Origin of the sequence: Pseudanabaenaceae cyanobacterium SKYG29, from assembly GCA_025055675.1 — a bacterium.
Taxonomy (GTDB): Bacteria; Cyanobacteriota; Cyanobacteriia; order Pseudanabaenales; family Pseudanabaenaceae; genus M5B4.
This window is the reverse complement of sequence record JANWWT010000001.1, coordinates 232,608-247,744: the sequence shown is the minus strand read 5'-3', so window position 1 is coordinate 247,744 and position 15,137 is coordinate 232,608. Positions and strand designations below refer to the sequence as shown.

The 15,137-nt window shown below is 48.2% G+C and carries 14 protein-coding genes and 3 tRNA genes; 12 read left to right on the top strand and 5 right to left on the bottom strand.

Annotation, left to right across the window (positions count from 1 at the left end):
- Positions 1 to 54: 54 nt before the first annotated feature.
- Together NZM01_01165 and NZM01_01160 are read left to right on the top strand one after the other, a co-directional pair.
- The gene (locus NZM01_01165) at positions 55 to 1,146 is read left to right on the top strand and encodes a glycerophosphodiester phosphodiesterase (protein ID MCS6958643.1); all 1,092 of its coding nucleotides are present in this window, start codon (positions 55 to 57) and stop codon (positions 1,144 to 1,146) included.
- Positions 1,147 to 1,481: 335 nt separating this feature from the next.
- Positions 1,482 to 1,748, top strand: coding sequence for a TMEM165/GDT1 family protein (locus tag NZM01_01160; GenBank protein MCS6958642.1), 267 nt, complete (start codon positions 1,482 to 1,484; stop codon positions 1,746 to 1,748).
- Here NZM01_01160 and NZM01_01155 read toward each other — a convergent pair.
- Together NZM01_01155 and NZM01_01150 are read right to left on the bottom strand one after the other, a co-directional pair.
- Positions 1,745 to 3,976, bottom strand: coding sequence for a DUF1796 family putative cysteine peptidase (locus NZM01_01155; protein MCS6958641.1), 2,232 nt, complete (start codon positions 3,974 to 3,976; stop codon positions 1,745 to 1,747). The genes NZM01_01160 and NZM01_01155 overlap by 4 nt on opposite strands.
- Positions 3,977 to 4,048: 72 nt before the next feature.
- A tRNA-Leu gene (locus NZM01_01150) sits at positions 4,049 to 4,129 on the bottom strand.
- A gap of 68 nt (positions 4,130 to 4,197) precedes the next feature.
- Here NZM01_01150 and NZM01_01145 point away from each other — a divergent pair.
- Together NZM01_01145 and NZM01_01140 are read left to right on the top strand one after the other, a co-directional pair.
- The gene (locus tag NZM01_01145; GenBank protein ID MCS6958640.1) at positions 4,198 to 4,599 is read left to right on the top strand and encodes a hypothetical protein; all 402 of its coding nucleotides are present in this window, start codon (positions 4,198 to 4,200) and stop codon (positions 4,597 to 4,599) included.
- Between the two features lies 1 nt (position 4,600).
- Positions 4,601 to 5,830, top strand: coding sequence for an aldehyde dehydrogenase family protein (locus tag NZM01_01140; protein MCS6958639.1), 1,230 nt, complete (start codon positions 4,601 to 4,603; stop codon positions 5,828 to 5,830).
- Here NZM01_01140 and gatB read toward each other — a convergent pair.
- Positions 5,827 to 7,284, bottom strand: a complete 1,458-nt coding sequence (gatB, locus tag NZM01_01135; GenBank protein MCS6958638.1) for an Asp-tRNA(Asn)/Glu-tRNA(Gln) amidotransferase subunit GatB — start codon at positions 7,282 to 7,284, stop codon at positions 5,827 to 5,829. The genes NZM01_01140 and gatB overlap by 4 nt on opposite strands.
- A 62-nt stretch (positions 7,285 to 7,346) precedes the next feature.
- Between gatB and NZM01_01130 the strand changes: the two genes are divergently transcribed.
- The 5 genes from NZM01_01130 (at position 7,347) to NZM01_01110 (ending at position 11,829) form a co-directional block, all read left to right on the top strand.
- On the top strand, positions 7,347 to 9,779 hold the full coding sequence (locus tag NZM01_01130; protein ID MCS6958637.1) for an AAA family ATPase: 2,433 nt from the start codon (positions 7,347 to 7,349) through the stop codon (positions 9,777 to 9,779).
- 46 nt (positions 9,780 to 9,825) lie between these two features.
- Positions 9,826 to 10,698: a lipoyl synthase gene (lipA, locus tag NZM01_01125; protein ID MCS6958636.1), complete on the top strand. Its 873-nt coding sequence runs from the start codon at positions 9,826 to 9,828 to the stop codon at positions 10,696 to 10,698.
- A 1-nt stretch (position 10,699) separates the two neighbouring features.
- The gene (locus NZM01_01120) at positions 10,700 to 11,326 is read left to right on the top strand and encodes an HlyD family secretion protein (GenBank protein MCS6958635.1); all 627 of its coding nucleotides are present in this window, start codon (positions 10,700 to 10,702) and stop codon (positions 11,324 to 11,326) included.
- A gap of 24 nt (positions 11,327 to 11,350) precedes the next feature.
- A complete protein-coding gene (gene rplS / locus NZM01_01115; protein MCS6958634.1) occupies positions 11,351 to 11,740 on the top strand; it encodes a 50S ribosomal protein L19 in 390 nt (129 codons plus the stop codon).
- A gap of 16 nt (positions 11,741 to 11,756) precedes the next feature.
- Positions 11,757 to 11,829 (top strand) — tRNA-Trp (locus tag NZM01_01110).
- 672 nt (positions 11,830 to 12,501) lie between these two features.
- Here NZM01_01110 and NZM01_01105 read toward each other — a convergent pair.
- A complete protein-coding gene (locus NZM01_01105; protein MCS6958633.1) occupies positions 12,502 to 12,792 on the bottom strand; it encodes a BolA family transcriptional regulator in 291 nt (96 codons plus the stop codon).
- Positions 12,793 to 12,807: 15 nt separating this feature from the next.
- A complete protein-coding gene (locus tag NZM01_01100) occupies positions 12,808 to 13,611 on the bottom strand; it encodes an ABC transporter permease (GenBank protein MCS6958632.1) in 804 nt (267 codons plus the stop codon).
- Between the two features lie 55 nt (positions 13,612 to 13,666).
- Between NZM01_01100 and NZM01_01095 the strand changes: the two genes are divergently transcribed.
- The 3 genes from NZM01_01095 to NZM01_01085 all read left to right on the top strand — a co-directional run bounded on the left by NZM01_01095 (position 13,667) and on the right by NZM01_01085 (position 14,710).
- Positions 13,667 to 13,758, top strand: a tRNA-Ser gene (locus tag NZM01_01095).
- Between the two features lie 31 nt (positions 13,759 to 13,789).
- Entirely contained in the window at positions 13,790 to 13,990 is a 201-nt protein-coding gene (locus NZM01_01090; GenBank protein MCS6958631.1) for a DUF2555 domain-containing protein, read from the top strand.
- A 33-nt stretch (positions 13,991 to 14,023) separates the two neighbouring features.
- The gene (locus tag NZM01_01085) at positions 14,024 to 14,710 is read left to right on the top strand and encodes a response regulator transcription factor (GenBank protein MCS6958630.1); all 687 of its coding nucleotides are present in this window, start codon (positions 14,024 to 14,026) and stop codon (positions 14,708 to 14,710) included.
- Positions 14,711 to 15,137: the final 427 nt, after the last annotated feature.

The following is a 15,137-nucleotide window of genomic DNA, read 5'->3' as shown; positions in this document are numbered from 1 at the left end:
ACAACGGGTAACAACACTACCATCGCGATCAGAGGCGGTGCGGTCTTGGCGACGGTGCAAAATGCTGTGCCTACTGCCAATGATTTCTTTGTCATTCCCCCCAGACCGATCGTGATTGCCCACCGGGGTGCTAGCGGTCAACGACCGGAGCATACCTTGGCAGCCTATGAATTAGCGATCGATTTGGGTGCGGACTATGTGGAGCCAGACTTGGTGGTGACGAAAGATGGGGTGCTGGTAGCTCGCCATGAGCCGTTCTTGGGCACAACTACAGATGTGGCTCGCCGTCCAGAATTTGCCAATCGCCGTACGACCAAAGTGATTGACGGTGTGACAGTGGCAAATGAATGGTTCGTGGAAGATTTTACCCTAGCAGAATTGAAAACCCTGCGGGCAATTGAACCCCGTGCCGATCGGAGTAAGGCCTTCGATGGACTGTTTCAGGTGCCCACCCTGCAGGAAATTATCGACTTGGTGAAACGTAAGAGTGCCGAGACAGGCAGAACGATCGGTATTTACCCCGAAACCAAGCATCCCACTTACTTTCGCAATTTGGGTTTGGCGATGGAGCAGAGATTGGTGGATGTTCTCAGTCGCAATGGCTATACCCGTCGCACTGACCCTGTGTTCATTCAATCTTTTGAAGTGGGCATCCTCAAAGAACTCAATCGTCTAACCGAGCTGCCGCTAGTACAACTGATTGGCGTGGGTACCACCTTACCTGACGGACGGGTAGTGGGAGACCGTCCCTTTGACTTTGTTGTCAGTGGCGATCGACGTACCTATGCTGATTTACTCACGCCCCAGGGCTTAGCCGAAATTGCCACCTATGCTGATGGCATTGGACCCTCGAAGCGTTTGATTGTCGGAGCGGCGGATAATCGGGGTCTGCCGCCTACCAATGTCATTGCTGATGCCCACCGTGCTGGGCTATTGGTACATCCCTACACCTTCCGCAACGAGGCAAGCACCCTCCTAGAAGACTATAACCGTGACCCCCAGCTGGAGTATGTCCAATTTTACGGTTTGGGAGTAGATGGCTTGTTCACCGATTACCCTGGCACTGCCCTGGATGTAGTTAATATTCTTTATCCTTTCTCTCCTGTAGCTCCCTTGGCTGGTATTGGGCAACTGTCTGGGCGCTAATTAATTTAATGGATGCAGAGGCGGGTTTCTTTTTGGCTGACCAGGAAAAGCCCCGCCCTTCAGTGTCCCTCGGAGGTTGGAGAGTTTTCCCAAACCGTGGTGTACTTCCGGCGGGTAGTGCAATAGTGCAGGCGCTACTGTGCCATCCTTCTTTGCCGACTGCTGCATATTCGGTGTAGCTCACGTGATCACCTGAGAAAAAATTCTTGGGCTTCAACCCAGCGAGCATGTCAAAAACTGCTGTTCCCAAAATACTTGCCAGTCTTGCTACAGGCTGCCATGGCTGTGTATAGTAATTCTTGGATCAGCGACAGAATTTTAGACATTTATTTTTGATGAACTGGGAATTATTTTTCGCCTGTTTTATCACTATCTTCATTTCAGAATTGGGGGACAAAAGTCAGTTGGTGACGTTCACCATGACTAGTAATTCTCGCTTTCCCTGGTATATCTTCCTTGGTTCTGCCAGTGCCTTGCTGCTAACCAGTGGCTTAGGTGTTCTTCTAGGGGATGGGGTCGCCTACCTCCTACCAGACCGTCCGTTAAAAGCTCTTGCCGCCCTCATTTTTGCTTTCCTTGCCGTTCGCACTCTGGCACGTTAATCTTCTTTGGGCACTTTGGGGGGACACCAGAACAGATTTTTGCTGGAAACTCCGATCGATTCTAAAATGCTCCCCATGGTCTTAGCGCATTCCCGCCAGTAGTGCTCGTCGTTGTACATCCGATCGGGATTGAAGTCAAAGCAATAATGCAAAACGTGAGGAATATCAACTATATCCCTGGCATCCTGGAGAGAGATGAGCATAAAGCGGAAGGGTTTATTTTGACAGATTTGTTCTAGTTTTTGCACCATGTCTATAACACTATTGCGATCGGCTACCCCTGTGCGAATGAACAACAACTCGTTAGCGTGTTTGATAGTGTACCAGAAGCGAGCAGCGCGGCTAGAATAGCGCATCTTCATCCGTTCAAAGACAGGGTACATATTTTGGTCATTCTCTTCCACTTCATGGGCAAAGGACAGACCCGACCATTTCGTGTGATAGATTCTCTTTTCGTGGGGGTTATAGCGCAGATAGTCGGGGTTCCACATATTTTCAAACCGATTGGCAATAATATCTGCCACATCACTCAAAATTGTTGTCCGTGTCAGGTCAAAGGGATAGGCAGGACCGTCCCACTCCAGTTTGTACAACAACATCCGCACGGCGCATCTGTCCCCCAAGGGAATAATTCCCACCCGCGAGATAGCAGATAAAGGCGATCGGTATTCATAGACGATGGAAGACTTGGGTCTAGCTTTGATGCGACTTTCTAAGCCATCTTTACCGATCATCATAGTACGGAACTGGGCTTCCGGCTCGAGCGTATCTTTATAGACACCAGGGGGCATGGCTTTGAGGGCGCTGCGCACTTCCTGCCACATGGGATGGATGTTATATTCGTGGTCTGTTTCGTTGAGGATACGCAGGCGTTGATCACTCTCTTTCAGTAAGCCCAATTGTCCATCGTAGTAGAGAATTTGACAGGCTTTGGGGGCAAAGAGATGGAAAGTTGCTGTATATTCACTGTCACTGCCGGGGGGAATTTCCAAAACAGTCTCGATCGTTCTATCCACTTTGACAAAGAAAGACAAAGGAGTATTGCCTTTGGGGTGGTTGAGGGTGTAAATCCCTGGTAAGAGATTAGCTTTTGTGCGCACTGCCTCCTGTAACTCTCGCCAACTAGGGGAAACGATGTAGGGATAGCGAGTAGCGTTGATAAGGCGGAGGGCTTTAGTCTGGGGATTGACCATAATGTGGAAGCCCTGTTCATCCGAGAAAACTGGCACTTTGTCCGGCAGTTGTAGCTGTTTTTGTTTGTCTTGCAACTGTTGGCGATTGAGGTCAAATAGCTCTAAAGGGATAGCAGCAAACATCAAGCGATGACCTTCACTGTTGGGGTGGGCGTGATCAAAGCAGATACCTGGCTTCCAACGTCCCTGACCATTATCTAAAGCGCTGAGCCAGTTAAACACAGGTACTTCCCAACAGAGCATGCGATGGTGAGTTTCCAACAAAATGTTGTAGTGATCCTGGTTATAGTGGCCGTTGGGATAAACACCCCCTAACATCGGCAAAGCTCCGATCGCTCTAGTCATATCCAGCAACTTCTGCAAGCCACTCTCAAACCGCCTTTGGATAGCTTTGTATTCATAGTTAGGCGCGCTAGCTAAACCTTCATTCCCCAAAGATAGAGCAATGATGACGATGTCCGGACGGTGATTAGCCACCAAGTCGGGAAACCAGTCAATAATATTCGTAACGTTTGCCCCTAACTTGGCGTGTAGTAAGACCTGATGCCCAAACCGCCTGTGTAATTCCTGTTGTAATAGCCATGCCCATCCCCGCAACTTCCAAGCACTGCAGCCCGCTGCCACCGAGCTACCCACAATCACAATCCTCAGACTCCCTTCCCTTTGGGGCAAAATTACAGGGGCAGTGCCATACTCGTAATAGCTATAGGCGTAGGGCTCGATCGTGCCCCAATAGCCGTTATCAATCACCAGCATCTCAGGCGTAGGCTCGATGGGCACAGCGCGATTTTTTAACTTTGATTCCCATTCCACCTTAGTTGGGGATTTGACATGGAGATATTGGTACTCGAGGCGATTTTCTGCGTGGACAAGGTGCGCGGGGTCAAGTTCGATCTGCCAGAGGGGGTATATATCAGGATTAGTGGCGAGGGGAAGGGCTTGGGCAGGTGACCACATACCTAGCTTGGGTACAGAACCGACTATGGCAATATACTCCCCTGGTTGAGTATGGGCGCGCACTTGAAACCGATACATAGCTAGCTCCCCTGAATCAGGCTAGGTTCATAGTAGCATCAAGGGTATTAGGATTTGCCTCCCCCCCTAGGATGCGGACGAAGAGACTCGAACTCTTACGTCAAAGACACTGGAACCTAAATCCAGCGCGTCTACCAATTCCGCCACGTCCGCTTAACAGAGTTTTTATTATAGTCCATTTTAGCAGTGTTAGAATAACCAAAGATAGAGTTAATGCTGCTGTGCCTCCCCAGAAGATTGACCTACAACAATCCTATCCCTGTGTTTGTCCCCGCAAAGGCAGACTAAATCCCATCATGCTCACTGATGCCCTCGGTTGCGATAAGTGTGCTTCCATTTTTACGGTGGCAGAGGATGGCAATAGTTTAGTGCAGTTGGATGCCATTGACCCCTTTCAAGGCTGTTGGCACTGGGATGGCAAATGTTGGCGGGCGCAGCGGGTTAAAGGGGGAAAAGGGGGGCTGAGATTTTACACAGCGGGGAAGATTGCCTTGGCTATGGCGTTGTTGTTTGTTATCCTCCTCCTGCCTATCGCCCCCAAGTTGACCCCGATTGTTGTAGCGATGATGATGCTCATGGTATTTGTTCTGTTTACCTACATGCTGGCACAGGTGCGCTGGTAATATGGTGGACTTAGCTTCTTGTCTGGCAAGTGCCTATAACAGTGTGCAAGAATTCACCAAGTTTACTAACCATGTCCAGTTGCTCCGATCGGCAGCGGATGCCCTTAAAAAATATCGCCTTGACATCCTGGAAGCTAACACTCTTGATTTAGAAGCCAGCCGTGAAATGTCGGTCCCTGAGCTGATTACGGGATGGCTGAAACTCACACCCGAGCGGCTGCAAGCTGCGATCGACTGCCTCTACGAATTGGCGGATTTGCCCAGTCCGATTTCCCAACGATCGAGTCCTTCCGGCTATCGCCGTATTCCCGTAGGTACAGTGGCTTTGGTCTATGAAGCGATTCCGGAATTGAGTATTGTGGCGGCGGGAATGTGCTGGAAGGTGGGCAATGCTCTCCTCCTGCGGGGTGGCAGTGAAGTGTCTCAGACGCAGCAAGCAGTGGTGAGTATTTTGCAGGAAGTCTTGCCTAAGTACGAATTGCCGACAGCTGTACTGCAGGAAGTACCCAAGGGAACAGCGCTCAAAGATTTTCTCACCCAGGATAAGTATCTGCGCTTGGTGATCCCCTATGGTCGCCCTAGTTATGTCCAGCAGATTATGAAACAGGCAACCGTGGCGGTACTGCCTGCCGCTATGGGGAACTGCTATCTCTATATCGCCCCCACTGGCAATCTCAATAAAGCCATAAGCATCATCCTAGACAGTCGGGTGCGTTGCCCAGACCCCGTCAGTGCTATTGAAAAAGTGATAGTACACCGATCGTGGTTGGGCAATCAAGACTTTTTCAGGTTCCTGTTGCAGCTACATCATAAGGGCATTGCTCTACGGGGCTGTGAAATTGTACGGGCGGCGACCTGGAATTTGGGTGACCCCTTTGACAATTTGATCAAGGAAGAAACCAAGTGGCATGAAGCCTATCTGGACAATACTCTGGCGATTAAGGTGGTGGATGAACTAGAAGAAGCGATCGCTTGGATTAACTTAAACAGTAGCGGGCACTGTGATTGCATCTTGACGGATTCCCTCAAAGAAAGCCAAGTATTTGCCAGTCAGGTCAACAGCGGCATTGTCTATATCAACCATTTCATTCCTTTCCAGCGCTCCCACCAAAACGCTTACTTCTCTGTAGCTTTGGGCATGAGTAGTATTAAAGCAAGGGGTGGCTCCCGTTCCCCTGGATTGATCGATGTGGAAGCTCTCACCCTCACTAAACGAGTGTTTGTGGATTAGTTTTCTAACTTAGCTTTGATGAGGTCATTGGTGGTTTGGGGTTCTGCCTTGCCCTGGGTGCGCTTCATCACCTGACCCACAAAGAAACCCAGTAATTTCGTTTTACCCGCCCGATATTGCTCTACCTCCTTGGGATGACTGTTGATCACCTCCGTCACGATCGCTTCTAATTCTGCCCCTGTCATTACCTTTAGTCCCTTAGCTGCTACCAAATCCTTCACTGTTCCCTGCAGTGGCTGACTCAGAAGTTCAGGCAAGAGGTCCTTGGCAATCTTAGTGCTAATCGTCTGGTCGGCAATCAGTTGGATCATCTCCCCGAGGGCAGCGGGGGTGAGGGGAATATCAGTGATCTTGCGCTTGTTTTCATTGAGGTAGGCGGTGATGTCCCCCATAATCCAGTTAAAAGCTGGTTTGGGTTCCGCTCCCGTGGCCACTACTGCTTCAAAAAATTCCGCCACCGCCCGATCGTCAGCAATTAAGTTGGCTTCGTAGGCACTGAGGCCGTACTCTAGTTGGTAGCGTTGGCGTTTTTGGCGGGGCAGTTCAGGGAGAGAAGCGCGGTATTCCGCAATTTGGTCAGCGGTCACAACAATGGGGGGTAGGTCCGGTTCGGGGAAATAACGGTAGTCACTTGACCCCTCCTTGACGCGCATGGTGATAGTGCGTTGGCTGTTTTCCTCCCACAGGCGTGTTTCCTGCACAATTCTCTCTCCTGCCTCGATCGCTGCCACTTGGCGGTCGATTTCATAGTCAATTGCTCTTTGGATGGCATTAAAGGAATTCATATTTTTAATTTCCACCTTTGTCCCCAATTTGGTACTGCCCTTGGGACGCACAGAGACATTGACATCACAGCGCAGGGACCCTTCCTGCATGTTGCCATCACAAACTCCCAAGTAGCGCAAAATTCGCCGCAGTTCCTGGGCATAGGCAGCCGCTTCCGCCCCCGATCGCATATCCGGTTCAGAGACGATTTCACAGAGCGGCACACCAGCGCGGTTATAATCCACCAGGGAGTAACTAGAGCCTGCCAGGCGGTCTGAGCCAGCATGAACTAACTTCCCAGCATCCTCTTCCATGTGCAACCTGGTAATACCGATACGCTTTTCCCCCCCTTCCTCCGTGTAGATGGTCAGCCAGCCATTAGTAGCTAGGGGCAGGTCATACTGGGAAATTTGGTAGTTTTTCGGTAGGTCGGGATAGAAATACTGTTTGCGGTCGAACTTGCTAAAGGGAGCGATCGTGCAGTTGAGGGCTAGAGCTGCCTTGATCGCATATTCCAGGGCTTTGCCATTGAGGACAGGTAGCACTCCCGGCATGCCCAAGCACACGGGACAGACATTTTGGTTGGGGTGGGCACCGAAAGTATTGGGGCAGTTACAAAAGATTTTCGTCGCCGTTGTCAGTTGGCAGTGAATTTCCAGACCGATTACCGCTTCGTACTTTTCGCGCACACCCTTGCCTTGAATTCGCCACAGTCCCTATATTATAAGCCACAGGTTGCCGTTAGCACCAAGTGACATTAGTTACACAAATGGAGAGTAGTTTCCTCGTAATTGATACCGAAGGGCATCCCCATCTCACTGATATTGCCATTGTCAACGATCGGGGGGAAGTCATTTACAACAAACAAGTGGGTAGCCCCAATGGGCTAGGGCAAATTTTACAGGAAGTCAGCGCCATCATTAGGAATCAGCTGTTAGTGTTTCACTCCGCTGAGCACGATTTGCAAGTTTTACGGCGGAGTTTTCAATTTTGGCAATTGCCCTATCCTCCTCACCAAACTGCTTGTACCCGTGCCAAAGCCAAAAATTTATTACCCTATCTGCCGGATTTTTCGCTAGAGTATTTGAGCAAGCATCTCAACCTCAAAGTCAACGGTCGTTATTTTAATCCCCAACTAGCCCACACTGCTAAGTATGATGCCCTATTCACCTATCAACTTTACACCCATTTGTTGTCTATGATTGCGATCAATCCTTTTAGTAGCACCAGGGTCGATAATCCCTTCCAACAACACGCTGACCTCAGTGCAGTTTATGCTACTGAATTCCAGCAGTTGGCTAATCTATTGCAGGCAGTGCGGTCGGATAGTAACCAACAGAGTCGGGGGGTAGTTGTTGTTGGGGAAGCGGGTTCGGGTAAAACCCACTTGATGATGCGCCTTGCCCAGACCTACATTAAAACAAATCGTCTATTGTTTATTCCCCAGCCCAACAACCACGAGACAATTTTTTATCACATTTACTGCTGTACATTGGAATCGCTGTTTCGCAAAGTTTTGGACACCAACTATACCCAGATAGAATATCTGTTGGCAAATGCTTTCATTCACATTGTGGCAGCTTCAGAAAAGAATAAGCAGACCAAAGTAGGACAGTCTATTCTACAAGAACTACTCCATGACCCCCTCAGTATGTATAGCAAAATTTCGCGGGATACAGTGCAAAATGCTAGAACTTGGCAATACATCGAGACCAAAACCCTAAATTGGTGGAGTGAGACCTATGGAGCAGGGGGATTTGGTTTAAGTATTTTGCGCGGTATTGTCAAATTCTGTCGCTATCGGGACGTACAAAAACGGGAGGTAGTTAGACGTTGGTTGTCGGGACAAGTGATGTTGCCGGAGGAATTAACAGATGTGGACTTACCTAATTGGGAAGAGGAACTCAGTCAAGAAAGTTTTGCTACTCAGGCTCTCCAGGTGATTGGACGTTTGTCCATATTAGATGAACCCCTCATTTTTGTCTTTGACCAGTTAGAAGGTTTGTGGCTCAGTCATCATCAAGCTTTACTCCTCTCTTTTGGGCATGTCATTAAGGAATTTCTCACCCAGGTGCCTAACTGTTTAGTGATTCTCAATTTATTCCCCGATCGCTGGCAGTCCTTCCAACACAAGTTTGACCCTTCAGTTACGGAGAGAATTACCGATACAGTGATACTCAATCGTCCCTCGGATGAACAAATGTGGGCAATTTTACAACTGCGCAATCAGGGAACGGGCATTAACCTAGAAGAACTATTTACACCTGGGGAGCGCGCAGAAATCCTCAGCCAAAAGTCCATCCGATCGGTGTTAAAACGGGCTTCTCAGTATTTTCAACACAAAGTTCACCAATTACCTTTACCCCCCCTAGAGGTTACTTTTACCCAGGGGATTGATACAGAACCATCTAGTAAGTTAGCAGAAATTGAAGAACGACTGACGAACCTAGAAAATACTGTCAGAGAGATGCAAGCAAATTTGCCCCTAGTGATACCTGATGATGAAGAAGAGCCGCTGGATAAGATATTTACACCCCAGGTCCGTACAGCAGTAGATGAAGGAGATACAGAAAACATCATTATTTCCCCTCCACCTGTAGCAGCAACCAAAGATATAGAAATAGAAATCAAGGAATTTCTGCAGGATTTAGAGCAAAAATTAGAAGCAAACTACAATCCCCATGCTATTATTACTGAGGCAAATGATATTGGTAGACTACGCACGATCGCTGAAACTTTCCAGGAGCAATCTGGTTTTACTATTTCCGTTCTACCTATCCGCAAGAAAAGTCTGCCTGAAAATATTTTGCTGCAGTGGGAGCAGAAAGCATATGCCATTGGTTTTCTCTATGGCAATGTCAGTAATTTCACCAACCGCATCAAGAACTGGAACCAATTGTTACCTGAATTTCCCAATACTCAATTTATCCTAATCCGTGATGTGCGGGAACCCCAAATCAGACAGACAGCTAAGGTAGGACGGGCAGAAATTACTAAGCTCAACCAAAGTAACCAGGGTAAATTTATTGTTATGGACCGCCAAGACCGCGTGCGGTTTGACCTGTGCTATGAATTGATTGTGGCAGTGCAGAACCGAGACCTGGAAGTACCCATGGCGAAAGCGATCGATGCCCTCCTCAGCTACATGCCCTCCTACTGGCTCTTGCAAATCTTGGCAGGCTAGAGATGTTTGGGTTAAAATTTGTAAATAATTAAGTTAATTTACCTAAATGTCCACTGTTAAGCCAGACTGGTTACGGGTAAAAGCTCCCCAACGAGAGCGAGTAGGAGCAGTCAAAGAGATTCTGCGGGATTTGCACCTCAATACAGTCTGCGAAGAGGCTTCTTGCCCCAACATCGGGGAGTGCTTCCACGCTGGCACTGCTACTTTTTTGATCATGGGTCCTGCCTGTACCCGCGCTTGCCCCTACTGCGACATTGAATTTGATAAGACTCCCAGAGGACTTGACCCCACAGAGCCCGATCGTCTAGCTGAGGCAGTTTACCGTCTCAATTTGCGCCATGTGGTGATTACTTCCGTCAATCGGGATGACCTGCCCGACGGTGGAGCTAGTCAGTTTGTCAAATGTATCCAAGCTATTCGCCAGAGGATGCCTCAAACCACTATTGAAGTCTTGATCCCAGACTTCTGTGGCAATATGGATGCCCTAGGAGCTGTTGTTGCTGCCCAGCCCGAGGTTCTTAATCATAACACAGAAACAGTACCGCGTTTGTATCGTAAAGTGCGCCCACAGGGGAACTACCAGCGATCCTTAAATTTGCTTAAAACTGCACGGGAAATGGCACCCAAACTCTATACTAAGTCTGGGCTTATGGTGGGTTTAGGTGAAACCGAATCAGAAATTATAGCGGTTATGGCTGATCTTAGAAGTGTAAGTTGTGATATTCTCACGATCGGGCAGTATCTCCAACCTTCCCCTAAACATCTAGCGGTAGTGGAATTTATCCCGCCGTCTCGGTTCGATCGGTGGCGTGCAATCGGGGAGTCGCTGGGGTTTCTACAAGTGGTGGCTTCCCCCCTGACCCGCAGTTCCTATCATGCCGCTGAAGTGCAACATCTTATGTCTACACACCCCCGTTAGTATGGTCAAACTAAGCTGGCAGACATCGATCGTGTTGGGACTGGTAGGACTGGGTAGCCTTGCTCTCTCTATTGAACAGCCCTCGCCTGCTAACTCCAACAACATTCCTATCATTCGCAAAAGTACCAAGAACGTCAGTGCTCCAGGGGAAATTCGCAGTAGCGGCAAAACCGTTACTCTCGTCCCCCCTACTGATATTAGTCGTACCCTAGTGCGAGTAGGGGATCAGGTAGAAGCGGGGCAAGTAATTTTTTTGAGGGAGAAGTACCAGCAGCTAATGGCAGAACTACAGGCAGCACCACATCGGTGGGAACAGATTAGTCCCCAGTTACCGCAAACAAAAGTTCGAGCACCGATCGGGGGACAAATTCTCCGTCTCAACTCCGTAGTAGAAATTGGAAATATAAATGACCTGCAAGTGATTGCTTTCCTCAACCCCGCTGAGGTAAAAGTTGGTCAAACTGTACTCATTTTGTCTCAAAGCCAGGAAATGCAGGGGACAGTAGTGGGTACAGCGGCTGACTATGTGATTATAGAATTGGCTGAACCCAACAAAATACTGGCACTCCTAGACCACAGTTTCAAAGTAAAGGTGGTTGACAGTGGTTCTCTGGTTTCCTACAATTAAGGATTGTCGCTTATTTTCACGGTTATGGATGCCGCCACAATTATCAGGCAGATAGAAGCAAAATATCTCAAGTCAGATGTACCCCAGATATATGTGGGGGATACAGTGAAGGTAGGGGTAAAAATTATTGAAGGGGGAAAGGAAAGGGTCCAGCCCTATGAGGGAGTGGTGATTGCTAAGCGGCATTCAGGGGTCAATGCCACAATTACCGTCAGAAAAGTATTCCAGGGTATAGGAGTTGAGCGGGTATTTTTACTCCATTCCCCTAAGGTGGCTTATATCAATGTTCTCAAGCGAGGTAAGGTAAGACGGGCTAAGTTATTCTATCTGCGCAAACGAGTGGGTAAAGCAACCAGAATCAAGCAGCGCTTCGATCGTCCCATAGAAAGTAGTGGCAAAGGTACCAAGCAGTGATAAGATAAAGGTATGAGCGTCCTTAGTTCAGTTGGTAGAACGTCGGTCTCCAAAACCGGATGTCGGGGGTTCGAGTCCTCCAGGGCGCGTACAAAAGTCAACTGATACTTGAAAAAGCACCAAAATCTTAACTTATCTCAAAGCTCATTTATCTCACCCTTGTCGTGCTGTTACTATACTCTAGCCCTTGTAGCCTCAAATTTATGACCGTGATAATGGGAGACCCGTTGACGGGGAAGTGGGAGGTTGTGATAGTCAACCTCTCAAGAGAATGATGAAGCGACTATCTCGATGGGAAGTGACATGCTCACCAGAAGTGGAAAAACACCCTGAAGCTCATCCTGTCCACACAAAAGTGGAGACAAAGAGGATAACCATCATTGGTTTGGGAGGTTCGGACGGAAGAGCAAGGTAGTATCAAAGAGTAAGGAAATGGCGGAGTTAACTATGGGGTTATTTGCAAATTCAGATTACCTGAAACTCTCAAAACAAGTAATCATAAAAGTAAGAATAATATTTACTCTTTTTGCTTTTTGCAACCTTGGCGAATCTTGACTACCTTCTCTGCTAATAGGTAAAGAGAAAGTAGGGGCAAAGTTACCAGAAGTAATGTCCATGTAAATCTGGGTACCCCCCTGTGAGGCACTTGTAACTGGGTCTAATTATTGGACAGCCCAAGAGTAACGTTTGCAAATACATGAAACGACTCTCTGTAAAGGCGATGCTAACCTGGACTAATTTGAGTTCTGGTCTAAGACGAGTTAAGACATATTCCCTACCCGATCGGTTTTCTCCCTGTTTTCCCACTCCTCTGGAGTGTAGGCACGAATAGCGAGGGCATGAATTACTGTCCCCAACTCTGATCCCAGGGATTCATACACTAAACGATGTTTTTGTAGGAGGGTTTTGCCACGAAAGAGAGGAGAAACGATCGTTACTGCATAGTGCCCACTACCCCCTTCTGGATGATGACGGTGTTGCTGACTTTGATCTTGTATATGAATGTAGGTAGCTTCTAGCTTTTGTTGCAGTATCTGTTCCCAGTTATGCATACTTTCGCCCTCCCCCTAGAGAACATCAGCAAAAGCAGGACGCAAATGGCGGTATAACCGCACTCCTCCATACAGGGCTGTCACAGACAATAAAGTCGCCACTAGCCATTCTCCTCCATGTAGTACCTTTCCTACCAAGATAATGTCACGGTAGACCTCCACGATCGTTGCTAGAGGATTTAGCCACAAAATCCACTGCTGAAATTCTACTGGTACCTTAGCAACGGGGTAAACGATGGGAGTCAAGTAAAACCACAAGTTCAACACTACCGACACCGTTTGGGGAATATCTCGTAAAAACACAGTCAAACCAGCGACGAAATAAGCAATCCCGACGGTTAACGCCAGCTGGGTTAGCCACACAAAAGGCAGTAAAAGCAGAGCACCATGCACCACTGACGTAGTGAAGATCGTCGCCACCCAGAGAAGCGCTAACCCTAACAGACTTTCCAAGAAGGCTGCTAAGACTGGTACCAGGGGGAGCAACATTAAGGGGAATACCACTTTTTTGACTAAGTTAGGCTGATTGACTACAGAACCCGCTGCTTGCACTATGCCCGTCGTAAATGCCGTCCAGGGCACTAAACCCGCAAATAACCACAAACCAAAGGTGAATCGATTTTCTGGCAATGTCGGCAAATTCAACTTGACTTGCAGCACTACCGAAAACACATACGTAAAAATAAGTAGTTGAGATAAATGGTTCAGCAGAGACCACAAATTCCCTAACACTGCCCCCTGATACTTCACCGCCAAATCACGGCTGACCAGAGTCCACAGTAAATCCCAGTAAGCGTAGAGCCTGCGCATGCTAATCATCCTAACAAAAATTTTCCTCCTCTAAAAAATCTGCTATGATAAAAGTCCTGGATAGGGAGAGGTGGCTGAGTGGTCGAAAGCGGCAGATTGCTAATCTGTTGTACGGTTCGAAAGTCCGTACCGAGGGTTCGAATCCCTCTCTCTCCGCTCCTAAGTAGCTAGAAGGGCATAGCGTGCTATGAAGAAAGCTGTGGACATCTCTAAAATCACAGCCAGGGATGTAGCAGAGCTTGCCGCCCGGCTAGAACGGGATGAGTACGACAACCCGTTTGAGAGTTTGCAAGACTGGCACCTCCTGCGGGCAATTTTCCTCCAGCGTCCTGAACTGGTAGAGCCATACGTCTATTTGTTAGATAATGAACCCTACGATGAATGTTAGGTAGTATACTAGTCTAAAGCTAGTTTTGTGGCTATGAGTCCCATTCGTGTAGTTCTAATCGAAGACCACGACCTGACCCGCGTCGGTATGAAAATTACGTTGCAACAGCAGGGGATTGAGGTTATTGGTGAAGCCACTACCGCCGCGGAAGGTGTCAGTTTAGTAGAGTCCCTCCAACCCGATGTAGTAATTGTTGATCTGGGTCTGCCCGATGCTGATGGTGTGGAAGTAACTAGGCGTCTTAAGGGGTTACCGCCAGAAAAGGTTCCTAGAGTACTGATCTTGACCCTGACGGATACAGAGGAGACAGTACTAGCAGCCTTTGCAGCGGGGGCAGATTCCTACTGTATTAAGGATACCAGTTCAGAGAACCTCCTCCAAGCAATTAGACTGACAGCAGAGGGTAATTCCTGGGTCGATCCTGCTATTGCTAAGATTGTCCTCAATCAGGTTCGTAAGGTAGCGGATGTAAAAACTGTTCAGATCGAGGCTTCTGACCCCGAATATAAGCAAATCTTAGCCTCTACCCCCCTTACAGAAAGAGAACTGGAGGTTTTAACGGAAATTGTCAACGGTTATAGCAATGCTCAGATTGCTGAACGTCTCTACATTACCGTCGGCACAGTGAAGACTCATGTACGTAATATTCTCAACAAGCTCTGTGCGGATGACCGTACCCAAGCGGCTGTCAGAGCGCTCCGATCGGGTTTAGTTAAGTAGCTACAGTGGGGGTAAGGGGACTTGAACCCCTATTGCTCCCGCCGACTATATACGTTGACAAAAATTATGCCAAAAATCAGGCGTAGAAAATAACAGTAGTTGCTTTTATCAACGAGGGAGTACTATTGAATCTGCAACCTATTGCGCAAGTTAGTGTCTTAGTCTTATTTGAAATGAAATAGGTACAGGTAGACAGAGAGCCAGCGCAACTGTTGTTTGTGGTTTTCAACGAGTCCGTGTTAGGCACACTGAGAGCCGAGAATTATTGATGCTGTGGGTAGTTGCTTATAGCGACAGAGATACCCAATCCCACTTCCTAGTTGGGTAAGAAGTGGTGTTACTACCCATCTTTGAGCTGCTCTCCTCATTGCACGGCCCAACCCCTGCACGGGATAAAAGTCAGCTAAAGACAGGTAGTCCCTATTGG